Genomic DNA, 23,602 nt, shown 5'->3' with positions numbered 1-23,602 from the left:
CCGCTACCCTGGCCCAGTTGTCCCGCTCCGCGGCGGGTCTGGCATCTACTGGCGAAGATTACCAGCCCGGACAAACCGCGGGTGGAACGGGGCTAACGATTAGCTAGCGGAACCGGTACGCTCCTCGATGATGGCCTGAGCCACGGAGGATGGAACCTCTGCGTAGGAATCGAAGACCATGGTGAAGTTTGCGCGGCCAGCGGTGGAAGAACGCAGGTCACCGATGTAACCGAACATCTCGGACAGCGGCACCTTAGCCTTAACGACCTTCGCGCCGGAACGGTCCTCCATAGCGAAGACCTGGCCACGACGGGAGGAGATGTCACCGTTAACGGTGCCCATGTACTCCTCAGGGGTGACAACCTCAACGGCCATCATCGGCTCCAGCAGAACTGGCTTTGCCTTGGCCATTGCTTCCTTGAAGACCTGGGAGCCGGCCAGCTTGAAGGCCATCTCGGAGGAGTCGACGTCGTGGTAAGCGCCGTCTTCCAGGGTGGCCTTGATGTTAACCATCGGGAAGCCTGCCAGGTAGCCGTACTGCATAGCGTCCTGGATACCAGCGTCAACGGAAGGAATGTATTCCTTCGGAACGCGGCCACCGGTAACGGCATTCTCGAATGCGTAGGTTGCGGACTCGCCCTCTTCCAGGGTTTCTGGGTCCGGGTTGTACGGCTCGATGGTGCAGATAACCTTTGCGAACTGACCGGAACCACCGGTCTGCTTCTTGTGGGTGTATTCCATGGACTCAACCTTCTTGCGGATGGTCTCACGGTAAGCAACCTGCGGGTTACCGATATTTGCCTCGACCTTGAACTCGCGCTTCATGCGGTCAACCAGGACGTCAAGGTGGAGCTCGCCCATGCCGCCAATAACGGTCTGGCCGGTCTCCTCATCCAGCTCGACGGTGAAGGTTGGGTCCTCAGCAGCCAGCTTCTGGATAGCGGTACCCAGCTTCTCCTGGTCAGCCTTGGTCTTCGGCTCAATGGAAACCTTAATAACCGGATCCGGGAAGTCCATGGACTCAAGGATGATCTGGTCATCCTTGTCACACAGGGTGTCACCGGTGGTGGTCTCCTTTAGACCGATAACAGCGTAAATGTTACCGGCGTCTGCCTGCTCAACAGGGTTTTCCTTGTTGGCGTGCATCTGGAAGAGCTTACCGATGCGCTCCTTCTTGCCCTTGGTGGAGTTCATAACCTCGGTACCCGGGGTGACCTGGCCGGAGTAGACGCGGGTGAAGGTCAGCTGACCGAAGAATGGGTGAGCAGCAATCTTGAATGCCAGTGCGGAGAACGGAGACTCAACGGAAGGCTTACGGGTGAGCTCCTCGTCCTCGTTTCCTACCGCGTGGCCGATAACCTCGCCGACGTCCAGCGGGCTTGGCAGGAAGTCAACCACAGCGTCGAGCAGTGGCTGCACACCCTTGTTGCGGTATGCAGTACCACAGTAAACCGGGTAAACCTCGGAGTTGATGGTGAGCTTACGGATGCCGGCCTTGAGCTCGTCAATGGTCAGCTCCTCGCCGCCGAAGTACTTCTCCATGAGCTCTTCGTCGGACTCAGCAACGGTCTCAACCAGCTTCTCGCGGTACTCTGCAGCCTTGTCCTTGAGGTCCTCTGGGATTTCCTCGTAGGTAGGCTCAGCGCCGGTCTCGACCTTGCCGCGCCAGGTGATTGCCTGCATGTTCAGCAGGTCGACAACGCCGTCGAAGTCATCCTCAGCGCCGATAGGCAGCTGCATAACCAATGGCTTAGCGCCCAGGCGGTCGATGATGGTCTGAACGGTGAAGTAGAAGTCAGCGCCCAGCTTGTCCATCTTGTTGACGAAGCAGATACGCGGAACGTCGTACTTAGCTGCCTGACGCCACACCTGCTCGGACTGCGGCTCAACGCCTTCCTTGCCGTCGAAGACTGCGACGGCGCCGTCGAGAACACGCAGGGAACGCTCAACCTCAACGGTGAAGTCAACGTGACCCGGGGTGTCGATGATGTTGATCTGATTGTTATTCCAGAAGCAGGTCACGGCAGCGGAGGTAATGGTGATGCCGCGTTCCTTCTCCTGCTCCATCCAGTCAGTGGTGGAAGCACCGTCGTGGGTCTCGCCCACCTTACGGTTGATACCGGTGTAGAAGAGAATACGCTCGGTGGTCGTCGTCTTACCAGCATCGATGTGGGCCATGATGCCGATGTTGCGGACCTTGTTCAGGTCCTTAAGCACTTCTTGTGCCACGTTTATACCCCAACTTAATAGTCGTCGACGCCGTGACCAGGTTTCTGGCTATGACGCCTGCATGGATAAGGTCTTTTAATTTTTGCCACTATTGGCCGTCCTAGGTGCACGCATGCGCCTAGACTTCCATCGCTTCAGTGTACTGGACACTCCACGATGTCGCTGGACTGGGCGGGCATACCGCCCAGAAATCACACCCATTAGGGCAAAAAATGACCCAAGCAAGAGATATGTAGTTTTGTGTTGCCGCGGCAGGAAACCTGCCGGCAGCCAGCGCGAAACTTGCTTCTCGTTGCTTGGGCCATTGAAATGAGTGCTGAAATTACCAGCGGTAGTGAGCGAAGGCGCGGTTAGCCTCAGCCATCTTGTGAGTATCCTCACGACGCTTAACGGAAGCGCCGAGGCCGTTGGAGGCATCCAGGATCTCGTTTGCGAGACGCTCAATCATAGAGTTCTCGCGACGCTGGCGGGTGAAGGTCACCATCCAGCGCAGTGCCAGGGTGTTTGCACGGTCAGGGCGAACCTCAACCGGCACCTGGTAGGTAGCGCCACCGACACGGCGGGAGCGAACCTCGAGGTCTGGGCGGATATTGCCCAGTGCCTTCTCCAGGGTGCCAACCGGATCGGTACCGGTCTTCTCGCGGCAAGCCTCGAGAGCGCCGTAGACGATACGCTCAGCGGTGGACTTCTTGCCGTCCTGGAGGATCTTGTTAACGAGCATGGTGACCTGCTCGGAGTTGTATACCGGGTCCTTTACTACAGGACGCTTCGGAGCAGCATTCTTACGCATTGTTTATTACTGTCCCTTCTTTGCGCCGTAACGGGAACGTGCCTGCTTACGGTCCTTGACACCCTGGGTATCCAGAGCGCCGCGGATAATCTTGTAACGAACACCAGGAAGGTCCTTCACACGGCCGCCGCGAACGAGGACCATGGAGTGCTCCTGCAGGTTGTGGCCCTCACCCGGAATGTAGGCGGAAACCTCAATACCGGTGGTCAGGCGAACACGAGCAACCTTACGCAGTGCGGAGTTCGGCTTCTTAGGAGTGGTGGTGTACACGCGGGTGCATACACCGCGACGCTGCGGGGAACCCTTCAGCGCAGCGGTGGAAACCTCTTTACGCTTATCGTGGCGGCCCTTGCGGACCAGCTGCTGAATAGTTGGCATTTAACAGTCTTTCTGTCGAATTGCACCACTACCGAAGGAAAAGAACCAAACATGCAAAAATGGGCGCTCTTTCCCGGGGCGCTGCCGCATGTCCAGAACTCTTCCCAAGGTCGGTGCCTTGTTAAGGATCAGACTCTTCACCGCGCGCCAGCAAGGCACGCATAGTGAACTGCCGTTTAGATTAGCAAACCGATCACGCTTTATACAAAACGCGATCGGCACCTTCTTCCTGCTAGGACCATTCCCAAACTAAATCAGCCTCAGCAGCCTTGGTGGCAAAGTAGTCCTTTTCCTGTGCTTCCCAGGTTTCAAACCACTGCTCGTAGTCGGGCTCGCGGGCGATGGCGCGTTCGCGGCGTTGGTCGCGAGGGCCGTCGATAAGCACGCTCACTACCGTTCCCCTCTCCTTTGCTGCCGCAATATTGGCCGGGGTTACCGAGCCCACCCCTTCCACGATGAGGTCATCGCGCACGTCGAGGCTAGCCCAGTCTCCAGGGGTATCCGCCTCCCAATCCCAGCGCCAATAGCCGGGGTTCATGGTGCGCAATACCTGCTCTGCCACCATGTCAGAGCCCTTGTCCAGGCCGTGCCAGCCTGGGTAGAACTCATCGAGGTGTACCACGCGCCAGTTGGTGCGCTCGGCCAGCGCGGCGGAAGTCCAGGTTTTCCCGGCGCCCGAAGGTCCGTCGATAAGCACGGTCACTGGCTTGAAGGCACGCTTTCTAGCTGCCGCCAGCTTGACGACGTCCTCTAAGAGGCGCTCTTGTTGGCTATCAAAGTCCATGGTCGCTCAATCACTGCTTTCGCGGTTTATAGGCCGAAGAATCTCCAGGCCCCAGTGAGTACCGAAACTACCACCGGTACAAAAGCGAGGACAGTACCTAGGGTCATAATCCACCCATCACGAGCGTGCAGCCGGGAGGGACGCGCCCACGTTCGTGCCCCTCCTCTGGGTGGAGTGCGCCCAAATCCGCGCGCCTCCATGGCCGTCGCCAATTTGCCACCGCGGCGCAACGCGATGACCAATAGTCCGAAGGACATAGTAAGCAGATGCTTCAGCTTGCCGACGTCCGTCAACCCCCTCGCCCTGCGCGCCATCCCCAGCGACTGCCAATCAGATTGAAAGAGCGTCATCATGCGCACACCGGCCACTGCACCAATGACAAAACGCGACGGCAGCTTCAAGATCTGCGAGAGAGCATCACCCAGCTCCGTAGGGTCGATATCACGGGCGAGCACCACCATGGGCAAAGCTACGGCAAAGACGCGCAATGTAATAGCGATGGCCAGGCTAAGGGAATTTTCGGTGACATGAATAAGCCACCAGTGGAAGTATTCGGTGCCGCTGGGTTCACCATAAAGCAGCATTGAAACGCCAGAAATCGGGGCAACCAAGAAAAGGAACCATCCGGCCTTAAAGACTCGCACCCACGATACCCCGCATAACGGGGCGAAAATCAGAGTAAGCACTAACGATACCGCTGCCGAAACCCAGTCAATGGATGCCAAAATGGGAGTGACCCAGATAAACATCATAAACATTCGGGTGAGCGGATTGGCTCCGCGCAAAAGGTTAGGCACTATCCACCTCCACATGATGATCCCCTAAAGCCTGGATAAACAAAGGATCGTGGGTGATGGAGGCAACGGTGGTGCCACCATCGGCTAGCTCGCGTAGCAAGCGCACCAGCTCCACGAAGGTTTGCGGGTCTTGTCCAAAAGTAGGCTCGTCAAGAAGTACTACCTCAGGTGAAGTTACCAAGGCAGTAGCTACCGAAAGGCGGCGCTTCTCCCCTCCAGAAAGCGTGAAAGGATTAGCTTCCAAAAGGTGCTCTAGGCGCAGGGACTCCACCAATTGCGCTATTCGCTCTTCCGGCGGCTTTACTCGCATGACCTTTGGCGCGACGCGCAGTTCTTCCGCTACGGTGCGAGAAACGAACTGGTGCTCCGGGTTTTGAAATACGAATCCAATGCGGTCTGCCAACTCACGAGACTTCCACCGAATCGGTGGGCCCTTGACCCCACGGCGCACAAAGTCTGCCACTCCGATCTCGCCGGAGATGGCCGGCAGCAAGCCCGCCATGGTCATCAACCATGTTGATTTTCCTGCACCATTGGGACCTGTAATCACAGTCGAAGCGCCCGCCGGAAGAGAAATCGTGCGCGGTGGGCCGAAGCGAGTAACCAAATCCTTACTCCAGAGTGCAGCGTCGCCTTCCCCAGCTGCACCATCGCCCATCTCGCGGGCCTGCGGGAGCCCTTCGACACGTCGGCGCTTTGCTACTTGCTCAAAGGGTCCATCGGCCACGATGCGCCCATGCGCAATTTCCACGGCACGGTCAAGCAGTCCTTCCCAGGCCGAATGTTGGTGCTCTACCACCACGAGGGTAGCCCCAGTCTCTTCTACTAGTGCAGAAACAGCCCGAACCACATCGCGTGCGCCGGCAGGGTCAAGATTGGCAGTAGGCTCATCAAGCAGCACCACACCGGCACCCATAGCGATTACCCCCACTAAAGCAAGGCGTTGCTTTTGGCCACCAGACAGGCGCTCGGTGGGGAAATCCAAATCTACGAACGGGCCGACCAGATCCTTGGCCGCGGCTACGCGGCGCCAAATCTCTTCCCTCGGATACGCTAGGTTCTCGCAGCCGAAAGCAATATCGTCTCCCACTCGAGCTGAGATAACCTGCGAATCTGGGTCTTGCAACACCAGCCCTACGGGAATGGAATGTCCCGGTTCCTCCACCACACCAGTGGAATCTTCCAAGAGGATCTCTCCGGTGCGGGTTCCCTCTTCATCAGAGCCCAGCACCCCGGCTATAGCAGCTAGGAATGTGGACTTGCCGGATCCAGATTCACCGCAGAGCAATACCCGCTCGCCCGGCTCAATAACCAAGTCAATATCAGCTAGTGCTGGCTGGGTGCGCCCAGCATGCGTCCAGCCAAAACCGCGAGCGGTGATTTTAGTGGGCCTTCCCGCCAGAGTGGAAAAGTCAGTCACAGTGCCCACACGCCCTAAGCGCGCTGTTCACGGCCTGCGGCGAAGCGATCCAAAGCGCCTGTCTTCGCTAGCGCCTTCACCACGAAAAAGCCCAAAGCACCGGCGAGGATAGCACCGGAGACAGTCAGCGTAACCAAATAAATCATTTGGAACTCGAAGGAACGAGCCAAGTTACCGGAAAGGAATAGCTCAAGAATAAAAGCACCCCAGCCAGCCGCCATGCCAGCTAATACCGACACACCAAAGCCAAACTTGCGGTACAAGAAGATAGCCAGGATAATTTCCACGCCTAGCCCTTGTGCCAAGCCGGAGTACAAGGTTTCAATGCCCCACTGGGAGCCCAGAAATGCGGACACAGTAGCCGCTAGGACCTCTACGTATACAGCTGCACCCGGCTTACGAATAATAAGGCCACCCAGCACGCCACCAATGAGCCAAATACCGGTCGCAATACCGCCCAACCCCGGGGTAATAGCATCCATGGCCTGGAACCAGGCATAGCCCACTGCGTTCCACCCCAAGAATACGAAGCCGCAGGCTACACCCAGAACAGATGCAACCACGATATCGACCACGCGCCAATTCAAACTGCGCTTCGGGGCAGCGGACACACGTGTAGTATTAGTAGACATTATTTTCCTCCCTCTCGCCGGCATTATCCGGATCAGGTTCTACGGTTCACCGCGCATGTGGCGGCATCTCAGCCTCTGCCTGCCTTTAAGACATTGTCTTCTGCGTGCAGAAAGAAGCACCCGTGAGCTGTACAATTATCACTCTTTAGCATTCGCCATGATGACGCACCTGACTAAAGACTGTGTTAATACTAGCAAGCACCATCGCTTCCCCTCCCCCATCGGCCACCCAATGCATAACACACGACTCCTTTGGAGCAGCAGGCCCGACTCTTTGGTCCGCCGACTATCCGGCAAACCGCATTCTGAGGCGACTCGGGCTACCCCCTACACAGCTAACCCAATCGATCCTAAAACAAACCAAGCAACAAATAACTTCCGCGAAGCTCTAGGGACCCCAGGAAGCAAGGCTCTCAATGATCGTAGCGACTCAACCAATTTGTCTGGTCCAAAGCATCAATCTTTTAGCTAGCAAAACACAACGAATGGCCGTTAGCACCAGCGATCCTAGTGGATTCAACTGGGCTAACGGCCATTTCCGTTCCCTAAAAGGTTGGGAAGATTACGCCCTTCCCATAGCGCACAGGTGCAGGACCCAAAGCAGCCCCACTCCCACGATTACTTGGAGGAGCTAGAGGAACCAGCACCCGGAGCACAGGAATTGATAAGCAATCCCAGCGCAAGTGCGCCAGCTGCAGCAAGAGCAACTCCGCCACCGATACGGCCAGCCTCCGGGCTAACCTTCTTCAGCATCAGGTCAATCTGGCTAGCCTGCTTTGCAAGCGGGCCATTGTAAATACCCAGCTGCTTCTGCAATGCAGTATTCTGCTGACCCAGCTGACGGTTAATTCCATCAATCTGAGCAGAAACCTGCTTTACCAGCGGGGAGAAGCCCGGAATGTTCATCTGCGAAGCCAGACCAATCGGCAGCAGGAACAGCAGCGGCAAACCAACGCCAGCAGCAGCCGGTGCACAACGCTTCCAATCAACATTGGAAGAACCAGACGGGATGCTGGAACCGCCATCATTGGAACCAGGCTTGTCCTTAGGCTCGCCAACGGTGACCTCAACGGTATCGATTACCTTGCCTTCAGGATCCTTAACCTCAACAACAATCTTGTCGCCAGGCTTAGCATCCTCATCCGGGGTCACAGTGATCTTGCCGTTGTCATCAATCTCAGCGGTACCCGGCCCCTTAGAGACCTCAACGGTAGTACCAGACTCAACGTCACCAGAATTCGGATCCTTCTCGATCTCAACAGACTCACCTGGAGCGGCCTTCGCATCGTTCCAATCCGGCTTCTTCGTATCCGGGGTCTCAGTATCCGGCTTATCGACGATGTCAGCCTTACCATTGCCGTCCTTGTCGGTAATACCGGTATCGCCAACACCGTCGCCGTCCTCGTCGGTTACCTTGCCCTCAGGAACCTCAGACTCATCCTTGTTCTTCTTATCGTCACCGTCAGTGTCCTCATCACCATCCTTGGTGCCGTCACCATCGGTATCCGGATTCAGCGGATCAAGGCCAGCTTCCTTCTCATCATCATTGGAAACACCGTCGCCATCAGCATCCGGATCCTCAGAATTGATGATGCCATCGCCATCTTTATCGTTGGTACCAGGCTTGTCCTTAGGCTCGCCAACGGTGACCTCAACGGTATCGATTACCTTGCCTTCAGGATCCTTAACCTCAACAACAATCTTGTCGCCAGGCTTAGCATCCTCATTCGGCTTCACAGTGATCTTGCCGTTGTCATCAATCTCAGCGGTACCCGGCCCCTTAGAGACCTCAACGGTAGTACCAGACTCAACGTCACCAGAATTCGGATCCTTCTCGATCTCAACAGACTCACCTGGAGCGGCCTTCGCATCGTTCCAATCCGGCTTCTTCGTATCCGGGGTCTCAGTATCCGGCTTATCGACGATGTCAGCCTTACCATTGCCATCCTTGTCGGTAATACCGGTATCGCCAACACCGTCGCCGTCCTCGTCGGTTACCTTGCCCTCAGGAACCTCAGACTCATCCTTGTTCTTCTTATCGTCACCGTCAGTGTCCTCATCACCATCCTTGGTGCCGTCACCATCGGTATCCGGATTCAACGGATCAAGGCCAGCTTCCTTCTCATCATCATTAGAGACACCGTCGCCATCAGCATCCGGATCCTCAGCATTGATGATGCCGTCATTATCCTTATCATCCTTCGGACCATCCTGGTCATCCTTATCGATGATATCCGGGATGCCATCACCGTCAGAGTCCTTGGACTTATCAACAGACGGGTCAGACTCCTCAGCGTTGGTCTTGCCGTCACCGTCGGCGTCCTCGTCACCATCCTTGGTGCCATCACCATCGGTATCCGGGTTGTACGGATCGGTACCAGCAGCCTTCTCATCGGAGTTATTGACGCCATCACCATCGATATCCGGATCCTGAGAATCCGGGATTCCGTCACCATCAGTGTCCGGGGTCTGCGGACCATCAGTGATGTCAGCCTTACCATCTTCCGGATCCTTATCGGTAACACCGGTATCGCCAAGACCGTCACCGTCCTCGTCGGTTACCTTACCCTCAGGAACCTCAGACTCGTCCTTGTTGGTCTTACCATCACCGTCAGTGTCCTCATCACCATCCTTGGTGCCGTCACCATCGGTATCCTGATTCAACGGATCAAGGCCAGCTTCCTTCTCATCATCATTGGAAACACCGTCGCCATCAGCATCCGGATCCTCAGAATTGATGATGCCATCGCCGTCCTTATCACCCTTCGGACCATCCTCATCATCCTTATCGATGATGTCCGGGATGCCGTCACCGTCAGAGTCCTTGGACTCATCCACAGTTGGGTCAGACTCTTCCTTGTTGGTCTTACCATCACCGTCAGCGTCCTCATCACCATCCTTGGTGCCATCACCATCGATATCCGGGTTGTACGGATCGGTACCAGCAGCCTTCTCATCAGAGTTATTGACGCCATCACCATCGATATCCGGATCCTGAGAATCCGGGATTCCGTCACCATCAGTATCCGGAACCTCCGGTTTAGTATCCGGAACCTCCGGTTTAGTATCCGGCTCGGAAACAGTGACAGTTACATCAACAGTGTCCTTAGAACCATCCGGATACGTCACAACAACCGGAACAGTAATCTTCTCACCCGGCTTAGCACCCTCCGGAACCTTAACGCTGATGGAACCATCCTCGTTAACAGTCACACCCTCAGGCGCACCATCACCAGGGGCAAACTTCGTACCCTCAGGAGCAGTGGTCGAGTTACCGTCCTTGTCCGTGAACTTCGGAGCATCAACCTTGGCATCCTCGCCCGGCTTACCAGAACCATCCTTATACTCAGGCGCAAAAGACTCACTATCCTTCGCAGCAGGAGCAGGAGCATCTAGGATAAACTTCGCAGGAACTTCTCGCGATACTGGATCAGCACCCTCAGCAGGTTTCCATGTAACCTTTACGAGCACCTCGTTTTCGCCTTCAACCTGTTTATCCGCAGGCCATTTAACTGCGCCGGTCTTAGGATCAATAGTCAGCCCCAGTTTCTCAGCAGCAGCGGGATCCGCGAACTCAAAGGTTGCACCTTCCGGTTTTTCTTCGACCGCGTCAGTATTCGGGTTGTCAAAAGAAGGCTTCGCTTCAAGATCTTTTTCCTTGGCTGTGCCCTTGGTGTCGTCATAACGAACGCCGGTCGGGTCTGCCAAGAAGGAATCCGCCAGAAGTAGTGTGCCCGTAGGCTTGCCCGCGGCATCGGCAGCGAATACCTGAGAAGAGTACACAGTTGCCTTGGTTAGATCCTTCGGAACGGTGAAGTCGCAGGAATCCAACTCACCTAGCTTGTTAGCGGTGACAGTGCAAACCTTACCGGTGGATTTACCGTCCGCGAACCACTCGATAGCATACTTCTGATTAGGGACCAGGCCGGTAGTCTTCGACTTGGCGGTATCACCAGGAGCTGCGATGGAAGAAGTGTTGTCGTAGTTGAAGACGTCGTGCATCGGGCGCGGAGTCAACAACGCGAAGTTCTGTTCAGAAATATTATCTGACTCCAACGACACACCTAGGCCTCCACCATCGGCGGGCTGGAACATATTGTCCTGGTAATTACCCATCCATAGGTCACGGTTATCACCGACTACCGGATACAAGTACATATAGTCCTTGCTGATGTGGCGGTGACGCTGGCCCAGAGTGCCGTTCCACTGCATTAGATTGTCATGCTTTTCATCCTTTGCGGAGACGAGCGTGCCCCATTCTTCGTCCGTGGTTTTGTTGCCCTTTTTGTTGCGGTCAACACCATACAAGCCGGCAAAGGGGAGGTAGAAGGAACCGTCATCCTTTACATAAGCTACGCGGGACTCTGCGATATGGGAGCCTTTGCCGTGCTCAGCCTGATATTTGTCAACGATGTCCTTCTGGGCAGCGCGGAACTGTTCACGACTGTAGTTCTTGTTTGCGGCCTTCCAAGCGTCAAACTGACGTGCTACTTCATCGTTGACATAGGAGCCTACGACCTTAACATTAGTAGCGGCACGATCTGAAGAATCCTTAAAGTATTGGTTGGAAAGTGTGCCCTTGTCCTCATTGTTTTCCCACCAAACCTTGCCCCGTGCGGTACCATAAATACCACCCTCTGGCCACTTCTTATCAGCACTCGGCGCCTCGGTCCACTCAGCTTCAGGCTTTGCAAGCCAGCCATCTACGTTCGGACGTTCTTGGAATACGACCTTAGAACCGACAATTCGGTTAATGCCGGCTGTAAAGTCCCAACTCTCCCATTTACGGGTCAGTCGGTCATGGAAGCGACCGCTGTACATGTCGCCACCGGCCGCTAAGGTGTACTTTGCAGGGTCCGGGTTCTCAGCCCAAGTGCGGACTTGAAACTCCGGATCGCCAGCCAATTTGAATTCGAGCGGATTGCCTAGGCCATCCTTCGGTGCCTTGGACAAGTCGAAGACGAATTTACCCTCGGAATCCGAGGTGGTGTAGTAAATAGGAGAAACCTGCCCCTTACCGTTAACATACTGCAAGAAGACCTTTACACCAGGCATAGCCTCGTCAGCATCATCCTGGTCATCTGGCGTTTTATCACGATCCAAATAGACCCTACCTTGGTAGCCCTTCTTCTGACCCCAAGTACCATCCGCTCGAATTGCAGTCGCTTCCGAAGTACCCTTCGAGTCAACACTGCGATCCTGCGCAGATGCTGCATCCTGAGCAGCAGCAACCGGCGAGGCCCCCGGATTTACAACTGGGTGAACAAATGGAGTCACGAGAGCTACAGAGAGAGCAGCGGCAGCGATAGTAGTGCCGCGACGGCGAGTTACGCCGTTAATACTCTTTATTTTCATGAAACTGCCTTCCTTATGAAAAATTAGAGAACACAGAGAACAGAAGCATGCCCTTCATTCCTTGCCTAGACGTACGCACAACTGACTTTTAGCTGATTCCGAGCCGTCCTCCACCTGTAACATTATTGAAATTGGCTGGCCAGTACAACCGATATAATTATTTAATTTTATTATTATGGGTGGTTAACGATGTCCACATCTCGCAATAGGGAAGATTTACCTAGTCAGTGGCCCTTTGGATTTTTGGCTACCTTAAGTTGGTGATAAATCAGCTAAATATTTTTCTTGGAAATCAATACAGATTCTCTTAGCTATCCGCGATTTTTCGCATGAAAAAAGCGTGTCTGGGGTCCAGACACGCTTCTTTATGTGCAGCATTTACGGCGTTGCTGCCCTCGCTTTTACCTAGAAGGTGAAGTCCTCATCCAACGGGACGGAAGCACCGGTGAACTCACCAAAACCGTCATCACCATAGATAGAATCGCCGTAAGTCGGAATCGAGTAAGCAGCGTTGCGCGCAGCCTCAGTCGGCTTAACAGAGATATTGCGGTAACGGGAAATACCGGTACCAGCCGGAATGAGCTTACCGATAATCACGTTCTCCTTGAGACCGATGAGCTTATCGGAGCGCTTATTAATAGCTGCGTCGGTAAGCACACGCGTGGTCTCCTGGAACGATGCAGCAGACAACCAGGACTCGGTAGCCAAGGAAGCCTTGGTAATACCCATAATCTCCGAGCGCAGCTGAGCCGGCTCGCCGCCCTCAGCAACCTGAGCAGCGTTGAGCTGCTTAGCCTCAGAGAGGTCAATCAGGTTACCCGGCAGCAAGTCCGTGGTACCCGCATCGATGACGGTACCGCGGCGCAGCATCTGGCGGATGATGATCTCGATGTGCTTATCATGGATAGCCACACCCTGCGTACGGTACACAGCCTGAACCTCATTGATGAGGTGCTGCTCCACGCCACGGCGGCCGAGAACCTCGAGCACGTCGTGCGGGTCGGCCGCACCGCGCATGAGGCGGTCACCGGTCTCCACGTGGTCGCCGTCCTTGAGGGAGCGCTCAATCATCGCATCCGGGTTGGACTCCATCGGGCGACGGACCTGAGCCAGACCCTGGCGCTTGGAGAGCTTCTCGTAAACCACGTCATCAGAGCCGTCATCCGGGGTGATGGTCAGGGTCCAGAAGTTGCCCTCGTCAGACAGGGACACGGTGCCATCTACGGAGGCGATAGGAGCGCGGTTCTTCGGGTTACGGGCCTCGAAGAGCTCCTGAACACGCGGCAGACCGCCGGTAATATCGCCACCGACACCACCCTGGTGGAACGTACGCATGGTCAGCTGGGTACCCGGCTCACCAATGGACTGCGCAGCCACGATGCCGACGGCCTCGCCGATATCGACAAGCTGGCCGGAAGCCATGGACTTGCCGTAGCACTTGGCGCACACGCCGGCCGGGGTCTGGCAGGTCAGCACAGAGCGTACCTTAACCTCGGTGACCTTAGCGTCAAGCAGCTTCTGGGTGAGCTCCTCGGTGAGATCGGAGCCGGCCTCGGCCACAACCTCGCCGTTGGCGTCCTTGACGTCGGTTGCGATAACGCGGCCGGATGCGGAAGTCTCCCACAGCTCGGAGAGAACAACCTTGTCGCCGGATTCCTCGCCGATTGGAACGCGGACGCCCTGGCGGGTGCCACAGTCCTCTTCGCGGACGATGACGTCTTGGGCCACGTCCACCAGACGACGGGTGAGGTAGCCGGAGTCAGCGGTACGCAGCGCGGTATCGGCCAGACCCTTACGGGAACCGTGGGAGTTGTTGAAGTACTCCAGCACGGACAGGCCTTCGCGGAAGGAGGTCTTAATCGGACGGGTGATGTAATCACCGTGCGAGTTCACAACCATGCCCTTCATACCGGCCAGCGTCCAGATCTGACGCATGTTACCGGCCGCACCAGACTTCACAATCATCGGAATCGGGTTGTGGTCCGGGTACATGTTCTCGACGGCCTCACCGACGGTATCGGTAGCGTCCTTCCACAGCTCAACCAGGCGATCGTAGCGCTCGCGCTCGGTCAGAGCACCCTGCTCCCAGTACTTGCGCTCGATGCGCTCTGCTTCCTTCTCATAAGACTCGAGGATCTCGGTCTTATTCGGCAGAACCAGAACGTCGGACATGGTGATGGTCACGCCGGAACGGGTTGCCCAGTAGAAGCCGGCGTCCTTCATGTTGTCCAGCACCTGAGCCACGGTGATCATCGGGTACTTATTGGCCAAGTCATTGACCACGTCACCGATGAGGACCTTGTTGCCGGAGCCGCCGCCCTTACGGACCATGATGCCCTCGAGGTACGGGTAGTTCCATGGCAGCAGCTCGTTGAACATGACGCGACCAATGGTGGTGTAGCCCATCCATGCCTGGCCCTTGGTCCAGCCATCCGGGAACTGCTCTGCCTCAATATCCTCCGGCGGGCGAAGGTGATCGATGCGGACCTTGATCGGGGCCTGCAGGCCAACGGTGCCGCGGTCATAGGCCATGAGGGCCTCGGCGTAGGAGGAGTAAACGCCGGTTGCTGGCTTATCCTCTTCAGCCTCGCGGAAGCGACCATTGCCACCGATCTCGTCCTCGGACTTGTCCATGGTCAGGTAGTACAGGCCGGTAACCATGTCCAGACGCGGCATGGCCAGCGGCTTACCGGATGCCGGGGACAGAATGTTATTGGACGCCAGCATCAAGACGCGGGCCTCAGCCTGAGCCTCAGCGGACAGCGGCAGGTGGACTGCCATTTGGTCGCCGTCGAAGTCGGCGTTGAATGCCTCACAAGCTAGCGGGTGCAGCTGAATAGCCTTACCCTCAACCAGCTTCGGCTCGAAGGCCTGGATACCCAGGCGGTGCAGCGTAGGAGCACGGTTGAGCATCACTGGGTGCTCGGAAATGGCCTGCTCCAGAACGTCCCACACCTCTGGGCGCTGGCGCTCAACCATGCGCTTGGCGGACTTGATGTTCTGGGCGTAGTCATTTTCTACCAGGCGCTTCATGACGAACGGCTTGAATAGCTCGAGCGCCATGAGCTTCGGCAGACCACACTCGTGCAGCTTCAGCTGCGGGCCGACAATAATAACGGAACGGCCGGAGTAGTCCACGCGCTTACCCAGCAAGTTCTGGCGGAAACGGCCCTGCTTGCCCTTGAGCAAGTCAGACAGGGACTTCAGCGGACGGTTGCCCGGGCCGGTAACCGGACGGCCGCGGCGGCCGTTATCGAAGAGCGCGTCCACAGACTCCTGCAGCATGCGCTTCTCGTTATTCACGATGATCTCTGGAGCGCCCAGGTCGATCATGCGCTTCAAACGGTTATTTCGGTTGATCACGCGGCGGTAGAGGTCATTCAGGTCGGAGGTAGCAAAGCGTCCGCCGTCCAGCTGCACCATTGGGCGCAGCTCTGGCGGGATAACCGGGATGGCATCCAGCACCATGCCGGCCGGATCGTTGCCGGAGCGCAGGAAGGCAGCAACAACCTTCAGGCGCTTGAGGGCACGCATCTTCTTCTGGCCCTTGCCATTGTTGATGATCTCGCGCAGCTCCTCGGCCTCAGCTTCGAGGTCGAAGTTGCGGACCAGGGTCTGGATGGCTTCTGCGCCCATGCCGCCGGTGAAGTAATCCTCGTAGCGGTCAACCAGCTCTTCGTAGATGGTCTCATCGATGATCATCTGCTTCGGAGCCAGCTTGATGAAGGTATTCCAAATCTCATCTAGGCGGGCGATTTCGCGCTCGCCGCGCTCGCGGATGTGCTGCATTTCCTTATCAGCAGCGTTCTTTACCTTCTTGCGGGCATCTGCCTTGGCACCAGCTGCTTCCAGCTCAGCCAGGTCAGACTCCAGCTTAGAGACGCGCTCTGCGATCTCGGACTCGGTATCGTCCTCAACGTCCTTCTTCTCCAGGAGCATTTCTGCTTCCAGGGTGGACTGGTCGTTGTGGCGAGCCTCTTCATCCACGGAGGTGATGATATTGGCGGCGAAGTAAATGATGCGCTCGAGATCCTTCGGAGCCAGGTCCAGCAGGTAGCCCAAGCGGGAAGGAACGCCCTTGAAGTACCAGATGTGGGTTACCGGAGCGGCCAGCTCAATGTGGCCCATGCGCTCACGGCGAACCTTAGACTTGGTGACCTCAACGCCACAGCGCTCACAGATGATGCCCTTGTAGCGGACGCGCTTGTACTTACCACAAGCGCACTCCCAATCACGGGTGGGGCCGAAGATGCGCTCACAGAAGAGGCCGTCCTTCTCCGGCTTCAGGGTGCGGTAGTTAATGGTCTCAGGCTTTTTGACCTCGCCCTTGGACCAGCGACGAATATCGTCTGCGGTGGCCAGACCGATGCGGAGCTCGTCGAAGAGATTTACGTCAAACACGTAATGTCTCCCTTTCATCCTCGTTGTCGAGGAATTGATGGCTTTGTATGAATGGAACGTTTATGCCCTACCGCGGGGACTTACCCCGCGGTGGACCAAGAAACTAATTAGGCGATGTCAGCGGAGGAACCCTCATCGCGGGACAGGTTAATGCCAAGCGATGGGCTATCCATGTCATCGTCATCAGAGCCAGACAGCTCCATCGGCGTGCCGTCGGTGGAAAGAACTTCCACGTTCAGGCACAGGGACTGCAGCTCCTTGAGCAACACCTTGAAGGACTCAGGGATGCCCGGATCTGGAATATTGTCGCCCTTAACAATGGCTTCGTAGACCTTCACGCGGCCGACGACGTCATCGGACTTGATGGTCAGCAGCTCCTGCAGGGTGTAGGCAGCGCCGTATGCCTGCATTGCCCACACCTCCATCTCGCCGAAGCGCTGGCCACCGAACTGGGCCTTACCACCCAGCGGCTGCTGGGTAATCATGGAGTAAGGACCGGTGGAACGGGCGTGAATCTTCTCATCGACCAAGTGGTGCAGCTTGAGCATGTACATGTAGCCAACCGAAATTGGGTACTTGTACGGTTCGCCCGAGCGGCCGTCGAAAAGCGTGGCCTTGCCGTGCTCATCCACCAGCACATCGCCGTCGCGGTTAGGACGGGAGGAAGCCAGCAGGCGCTCGATCTCGTGGTTGGTAGCACCGTCGAAGACCGGGGTCGCGGTCAAGGAATCCGCAGGAACGTCATAGAGCTCTTCCGGCAGGGTCTTGAGCAGCTCGGCGTTCTTCGGATCCTCGGTGTCGACCTTCCAACCGGCGTGTGCCAACCAGCCCAGGTGAACCTCGAGGACCTGGCCGATGTTCATACGACGTGGCACACCGTGGGTGTTCAGCAGGATGTCTACCGGGGTGCCGTCTTCCATAAACGGCATATCCTCAGGCGGCAGAATCTTGCCCACAACACCCTTGTTGCCGTGGCGGCCGGCCATCTTATCGCCGTCCTGGATCTTGCGCTTCTGGGCCACGTAGACGCGAATCATCTCGTTGACGCCAGGGGCCAGATCGTCATCATCATCGCGGGAGAAGCGGGCAACGCCAATGACCTTGCCTACCTCACCGTGCGGCACCTTCATGGAGGTATCGCGAACCTCGCGGGCCTTCTCACCGAAGATGGCGCGCAGCAGGCGCTCCTCCGGGGTCAGCTCGGTCTCGCCCTTAGGGGTGACCTTACCCACCAGGATGTCACCGGCGCGGACGTCGGCACCGATGCGGATGATGCCGCGCTCGTCCAGATCGCTCAAAACGTCTTCCGAAACGTTCGGGATCTCGCGGGTGATTTCCTCAGCGCCCAGCTTGGTATCGCGAGCATCGATCTCGTGCTCCTCGATGTGGACGGAGGTCAAGATATCCTCTTCCACGATGCGCTGGTTGAGGATGATGGCGTCCTCGTAGTTGTGGCCTTCCCACGGCATGAAGGCAACCAGCAGGTTGCGGCCGAGGGACATCTCACCATTGTGGGTACCAGGGCCATCGGCCAGAACCTGGCCGGCCTCTACGCGCTCGCCCATAGAAACCAGCGGGGTCTGGTTGTAGTTGGTGCCCTGGTTGGTGCGCTCGAACTTACGCAGGATGTAGGTGTCGCGCTGGCCCTCATCATCCATGATGGTGATGACATCAGCGGTGACGTTTTCTACCACACCGGCCTTCGGGGTGATAACAACGTCGCCGGCGTCATAAGCAGCACGCTGCTCCATGCCGGTACCTACCAGCGGAGCCTCGGAGCGAACCAGCGGCACGGCCTGCTTCTGCATGTTCGCACCCATCAGGGCACGGTTAGCATCGTCGTGCTCCAAGAACGGAATCATGGCGGTACCCACGGACACCATCTGGCGCGGGGACACGTCAACGTAGTCCACACCAGAGGCATCGGTAAGTCCGATATCGCCGTCCTTCAGGCGGACCTCAATGCGCTCGCTAGTGAGGTTGCCCTCTGCATCCTGCTCGACCTCAGCCTGAGCAATAGCGAAGCGGTCCTCTTCATCGGCGGTGAGGTACTCCACCTGATCGGTAATCTTGCCGTCCACAACCTTGCGGTACGGGGTCTCGATGAAGCCAAAGGCATTCACGCGGGCATAGGAAGCCAGCGCACCAATCAGGCCAATGTTCGGACCCTCGGGAGTCTCAATCGGGCACATGCGGCCGTAGTGAGAAGCGTGAACGTCTCGCACCTCAATGCCGGCGCGCTCACGGGACAGACCGCCCGGGCCCAGCGCGGACAGGCGGCGCTTGTGGGTCAGGCCGGACAGCGAGTTGTTGTGGTCCATGAACTGGGACAGCTGCGAGGTGCCGAAGAACTCGCGGATAGCAGCAGAGACCGGGCGCACGTTAATCAGGGAGGTCGGAGTGATGGACTCCGCGTCCTGGGTGGTCATGCGCTCGCGCACAACGCGCTCCATGCGGGACAGGCCCACGCGGACCTGATTCTGGATGAGCTCACCTACGGTGCGCAGGCGGCGGTTACCAAAGTGGTCGATGTCATCCGTGTGCAAGGAGATCATCTCGCCGTTTGGCGCCTTCATCTCGCGCTCGCCTACGTGCAGGCGGACCAGGTACTCGAGGGTGACGGCAATGTCTTCCTCGGTCAGGGTCATCAGACCATCGTGGTCGCCGCCCAGACCCAGCTTGCGGTTGACCTTATAGCGGCCGACCTTTGCCAGGTCGTAACGCTTCGCACGGAAGAAGGAGTTATCCAGCAAGGACTGTGCCAATTCACGGGTTGGCTGCTCGCCTGGGCGCTGCTTGCGGTAAATCTCCAGCAATGCCTCATCGGTATTTGCCACACCATCAGATTCCAGGGTGGACATCATAAGCTCGGAGAAGCCGAAGCGATCCTTGATCTGCTCCTCGCTCCAGCCCAGTGCCTTAAGCAGCACGGTAACCGGCTGGCGGCGCTTGCGGTCAATGCGCACGCCAACGGTATCGCGCTTGTCGACGTCGAACTCCAACCATGCACCGCGGGAAGGAATAACCTTCACGGAGTGCAGCGGACGCTCGGTGGACTTATCGATCGAGCGATCGAAGTACACGCCCGGGGAGCGCACCAGCTGAGAGACGACGACGCGCTCGGTACCGTTCACGATGAACGTGCCCATATCCGTCATCATCGGGAAATCGCCGATGAAAACGGTCTGCGACTTAATCTCTTGGGTGTCGTTATTAATAAACTCTGCGGTCACGTACAGCGGCGCGGAGTAGTTGATGTCCTTTTCCTTGCACTCATCCACGGTGTTTTTCACCGGTTCAAAGCGCGGCTCCGACAAGGACAGGGACATATTGCCCGAGTAGTCCTCAATCGGCGAGAGCTCTTCGAGGATGTCCTCGAGGCCGCTCGTTACGCGGGCATCATCGCCACGCGCAGCCTGCTCGCGCTCGCGCCATTCCGGCGAGCCGACGAGCCAAGCAAAAGAATCAAGTTGTACGTCAAGGAGACCCGGCAGGGCGATGGGCTCGCTAATTTTTGCAAACGAGTATCGCTTCGGGGCTCCGGGGATATTGGCCACTGACTTGGTCTGGCGGGAGACTGCCAAGATGGGTCCTTCCAGCACCTCACGCGGATTGCCTGCTCGCCCTGGCCGACGAGCCGCAAAACCGCTGGTAATTCTAGCATTCGGTCTGCTGTGGAGTGTCTGGGTTCAGAATGCACAAAATCACCTTGTCAAGTCGGTTTTGCCATCACCGGCCTGAAAGGCTAAATGTGCACCGAAGATCCAGATTCCAGCGCAACGAAATAGCTTATAGGAAAAGACCTGTCATGTAAAGACACACCACAATTGGGACGTGTCGCTACCACGCTAGGGGGGGGCAAGCTCGTGCTCGCCACGGCGCTAACGCGTCCATGCCACGACTATGTGCGCGACAACCAGTGAGCACCCTACCACTAAAATCTCTCTATACCGCAACCCCGCCGGCGATTGAGGCTCCTAGCTGCTCTTTTAGCGGCTCACCGGCACCGCGCTTCCACCGTTGTGCGCGTGGTGGCCGCGCCGGCGGGCATGCTTATTCTTTCCGCCAAATAGCCCCAGTGCGCCAATGATTCCGAGCAGGGCCAAGACCACGCCGAGGCCGATTGCAATCCACCGAATAATCTCCGCTACGTGGTCGCGCGGGAAGTCCTTCGCCTCCTCCAGCAGTGCCGATTGATCCTCCTCAGAAGTAGAGCCATTAAAGACGAAGGCGCGCTCGCGGCCCACTCCCTCACGGTCCGCGTAGTAGTCATCGATATCCATATCCATGCCCACTACCAGGCCGGTTTGTTGGTCCACGTAAAAGTCGCGGCTGCCGGAGTGGGTCAGGTAGCCCTGTTCCTCTCCGCCGTCCTCCTTAGGCAGGCTGGTGGTATTGCCATCGGCTGCGTAGAGCTGTGCCACATTCGTCGGCTCAATCTCCTGGTGATAACGGTAGACCGTGCGACCGTCCATCGTCATCTCTTCTTCAAAGACCGCATCGACGGCCTTTCGCAGCGTCGGGTCAAAGACTGGGTAATTGGTCTTTTCCGCATCGGCGGGAAACTTCAGCCAGTAGCCATCTACCGTCACCGTGTCCGAAGGCGTAGCAAGCGTATGGCTAAGCCGAGCCTCCCCCATAGCCTCACCACTCAGGCGGTCCACCGGGTAGGTCCACACTTGGGCCTGGCTCAAATCGTTTAAGCCTTCGCCCTCGCCACGCATGCGGGTCTCACCAATGCGCAAGGTGGCCTTCTCCTTATCAGAAGGCTCCTGGATATCCATGTTGAGTTGGTAGGTCATGGGACCCGAATAGGGCTTGGCGCCATCCTTAGACAGCTGCTGTGAGTCCGCGGAATCATCGTGCAATGTCCAGGTGCTGTTTTTCAGGTTGAGCGGCAGCCGCGGGGAGAAATCCAAAAATGCCGGCGCCACAACACCAGCGGCGAGCAACGCGACACCGAGGCCTAGGAGCAGGACGGAAAAAATGCGGGACTTGGGCAGCATGGGGGCTAATTCTACAGCCCTTGGCGGAAATTCCTGGTTTCTACAGGCCACCCCGCCGTGCCGGATTGATTTCTAAGCAGTGTGCTTATTCCAAGCAACGATACTGCTAGTATCCGTGGTTTGGCGCGCGCACCAAAGATCAAACTCTTCCTGCAGTCCCAGCCAAAACTCCGCCGAATTGCCAAAATAGGCAGAGAGACGAAGCGCCATTTCCGCACTAATCCCAATGCGTCCACGGACCAGCTTTGAAATTTGGGATTTGGAGCTAAAAATATCCCTGGCTAAGCGGTATTGAGTAAGTCCGAGCGGCTCCAGAAACTCCTCGCGCAGAACCTCCCCAGGGTGTGGAAAGGATATGATATCCGAAGCTTCCTCTCCCTCATTTGTGTTAGTCGATGAAGTCAACGTCCACAGCTCCTTTCCCTGTCCATCGAAAGACTACTCTCCACTGCGCGTTAACGCGGATGGAATAAAATCCGTTCCACTGCCCTTTCAGCCTCTCCAAACGATTTGCTGGTGGAATCCTTAAATCAGCTAGGGAAACGGACCGGTCAATCATGATGAGTTTGCGGCGCAGGATCTTCCACAGTTCAGGAGGTACATACCTTGGTGCCTTACCATCTGCGTGAAAGCGCTCTAAGCTATCCCTCCTAAACTCCACAACGCCATGGCGTCATACTTTGACACTATTGCCCATTGCTGCACTCCACGCACTACGCTCGCAAACACAAAACGAGGAAATCCCCAGCTCCCACCGCGCGGAGCGGCAGAAGTGGGGATTTGAAAGCGTAAAGCTCAGTGAAATTACTTGAGCTCGACGGAAGCGCCAGCCTCTTCCAGCTTGGTCTTAGCAGCCTCAGCGTCGTCCTTGGAAGCGCCCTCGAGGATAGCCTTAGGAGCACCCTCGACCATTTCCTTAGCTTCCTTCAGGCCCAGGCCGGAGACGATCTCGCGGACAGCCTTAATAACGCCAATCTTCTTAGCGCCAGCGTCGGTCAGAACGACGTCGAACTCGGTCTTCTCCTCAGCGGCACCAGCGCCGCCCTCAGCCGGAGCGCCAGCTGCAACAGCAGCAACCGGAGCAGCAGCCTCAACGTCGAATACCTCTTCGAATTCCTTAACGAACTCGGACAGTTCGATGAGGGTCATTTCCTTGAAAGCTTCAATGAGCTCGTCCTTGGTGAGCTTAGCCATGATGGCAAGTCCTTTCTGTGTTGTGTGTGCGCTGCGTGTGATTTAGGCCGCGCACACGGTGTTGTAATTGTGCGTCTTTTGTGACGACTTAAGCTTCTGCTTCCTTCTTGTCCTGCAGAGCTGCGACGGTGCGTACAGCCTTGGTTGCAGGAGCGTTGAAGAGAGCGGCTGCCTTCGCCATAGAACCCTTCATAGCGCCAGCCAGCTTTGCGAGGGTGGTCTCGCGGTTGTCCAGCTTGGCGATGGCCTCAACCTGGTCGGCAGACAGTGCGTTGCCGTCCATGTAGCCACCCTTGATGATGAGTGCCTTGTTGTCATCAGCGAACTTGGTGATGACCTTCGCAGCATCCACTGCCTCGCCCTTGATGAACGCAATTGCGGTCGGGCCAGTCAGCAAATCATCAAGACCTTCGATGCCAGCTTCCTTGGCAGCGATCTTGAAAAGGGTGTTCTTGGCGACGGAGTATTCAACGTCAAATCCCAGATCGTTACGCAGCTCCTGCAGCTGGGATACGGTCAGGCCGCGGTACTCGGTCAATACAACAGAGTTAGCGCCAGCCAGCTTCTCCTTCAGCTCTGCCAGGTCTGCAGTGTTCTTTGGGTTTGCCATTGTCTC

Annotated in this window: 15 protein-coding genes and 1 riboswitch; all 15 genes read right to left on the bottom strand. The window is 56.9% G+C overall.

Annotation, left to right across the window (positions count from 1 at the left end; translation table 11 throughout):
* Window positions 1-99: 99 nt before the first annotated feature.
* Window positions 100-2,229, bottom strand: coding sequence for an elongation factor G (fusA, locus tag ACLI1L_RS02025; RefSeq protein ID WP_394285902.1), 2,130 nt, complete (start codon window positions 2,227-2,229; stop codon window positions 100-102).
* A 322-nt stretch (window positions 2,230-2,551) separates the two neighbouring features.
* A complete protein-coding gene (gene rpsG / locus ACLI1L_RS02020) occupies window positions 2,552-3,019 on the bottom strand; it encodes a 30S ribosomal protein S7 (protein WP_005322865.1) in 468 nt (155 codons plus the stop codon).
* 6 nt (window positions 3,020-3,025) lie between these two features.
* The gene (gene rpsL, locus ACLI1L_RS02015; RefSeq protein ID WP_005322866.1) at window positions 3,026-3,397 is read right to left on the bottom strand and encodes a 30S ribosomal protein S12; all 372 of its coding nucleotides are present in this window, start codon (window positions 3,395-3,397) and stop codon (window positions 3,026-3,028) included.
* Window positions 3,398-3,629: 232 nt separating this feature from the next.
* Window positions 3,630-4,181: a hypothetical protein gene (locus tag ACLI1L_RS02010; RefSeq protein WP_086589063.1), complete on the bottom strand. Its 552-nt coding sequence runs from the start codon at window positions 4,179-4,181 to the stop codon at window positions 3,630-3,632.
* Window positions 4,182-4,207: 26 nt separating this feature from the next.
* On the bottom strand, window positions 4,208-4,978 hold the full coding sequence (locus tag ACLI1L_RS02005) for an energy-coupling factor transporter transmembrane component T family protein (RefSeq protein ID WP_411707932.1): 771 nt from the start codon (window positions 4,976-4,978) through the stop codon (window positions 4,208-4,210).
* Entirely contained in the window at window positions 4,971-6,398 is a 1,428-nt protein-coding gene (locus tag ACLI1L_RS02000; RefSeq protein ID WP_411707931.1) for an ABC transporter ATP-binding protein, read from the bottom strand. The genes ACLI1L_RS02005 and ACLI1L_RS02000 overlap by 8 nt, the downstream gene beginning before the upstream one ends.
* A 14-nt stretch (window positions 6,399-6,412) precedes the next feature.
* Window positions 6,413-7,030 (bottom strand): ECF transporter S component, encoded by a 618-nt coding sequence (locus ACLI1L_RS01995; RefSeq protein ID WP_411707930.1) that lies wholly within the window; start codon window positions 7,028-7,030, stop codon window positions 6,413-6,415.
* Window positions 7,021-7,164: riboswitch (TPP riboswitch) on the bottom strand. Its footprint overlaps the gene before it by 10 nt.
* A gap of 484 nt (window positions 7,165-7,648) precedes the next feature.
* Complete coding sequence (locus ACLI1L_RS01990; RefSeq protein ID WP_411707929.1) at window positions 7,649-12,385, bottom strand: Rib/alpha-like domain-containing protein; 4,737 nt, start codon at window positions 12,383-12,385, stop codon at window positions 7,649-7,651.
* Window positions 12,386-12,790: 405 nt separating this feature from the next.
* On the bottom strand, window positions 12,791-16,786 hold the full coding sequence (locus ACLI1L_RS01985; RefSeq protein WP_411707928.1) for a DNA-directed RNA polymerase subunit beta': 3,996 nt from the start codon (window positions 16,784-16,786) through the stop codon (window positions 12,791-12,793).
* A 107-nt stretch (window positions 16,787-16,893) separates the two neighbouring features.
* Window positions 16,894-20,388 (bottom strand): DNA-directed RNA polymerase subunit beta, encoded by a 3,495-nt coding sequence (locus ACLI1L_RS01980; protein ID WP_086589060.1) that lies wholly within the window; start codon window positions 20,386-20,388, stop codon window positions 16,894-16,896.
* Between the two features lie 387 nt (window positions 20,389-20,775).
* Window positions 20,776-21,792 (bottom strand): DUF3068 domain-containing protein, encoded by a 1,017-nt coding sequence (locus tag ACLI1L_RS01975; RefSeq protein WP_411707927.1) that lies wholly within the window; start codon window positions 21,790-21,792, stop codon window positions 20,776-20,778.
* A gap of 72 nt (window positions 21,793-21,864) precedes the next feature.
* The gene (locus ACLI1L_RS01970; protein WP_411707926.1) at window positions 21,865-22,197 is read right to left on the bottom strand and encodes a HigA family addiction module antitoxin; all 333 of its coding nucleotides are present in this window, start codon (window positions 22,195-22,197) and stop codon (window positions 21,865-21,867) included.
* Window positions 22,181-22,453: a type II toxin-antitoxin system RelE/ParE family toxin gene (locus ACLI1L_RS01965; protein ID WP_411707925.1), complete on the bottom strand. Its 273-nt coding sequence runs from the start codon at window positions 22,451-22,453 to the stop codon at window positions 22,181-22,183. Before ACLI1L_RS01965 ends, ACLI1L_RS01970 begins: the two co-directional genes overlap by 17 nt.
* A gap of 143 nt (window positions 22,454-22,596) precedes the next feature.
* On the bottom strand, window positions 22,597-22,986 hold the full coding sequence (gene rplL / locus ACLI1L_RS01960) for a 50S ribosomal protein L7/L12 (RefSeq protein ID WP_005322882.1): 390 nt from the start codon (window positions 22,984-22,986) through the stop codon (window positions 22,597-22,599).
* 88 nt (window positions 22,987-23,074) lie between these two features.
* The gene (rplJ, locus tag ACLI1L_RS01955; RefSeq protein ID WP_005322886.1) at window positions 23,075-23,596 is read right to left on the bottom strand and encodes a 50S ribosomal protein L10; all 522 of its coding nucleotides are present in this window, start codon (window positions 23,594-23,596) and stop codon (window positions 23,075-23,077) included.
* Window positions 23,597-23,602 lie beyond the last annotated feature (6 nt).

The sequence above is a fragment of the Corynebacterium sp. LaCa117 genome (assembly GCF_046717765.1).
Classification (GTDB): domain Bacteria; phylum Actinomycetota; class Actinomycetes; order Mycobacteriales; family Mycobacteriaceae; genus Corynebacterium; species Corynebacterium kefirresidentii.
Note: the sequence above shows the minus strand (reverse complement) of the source record. Positions and strands in the feature narration are given on the sequence as shown.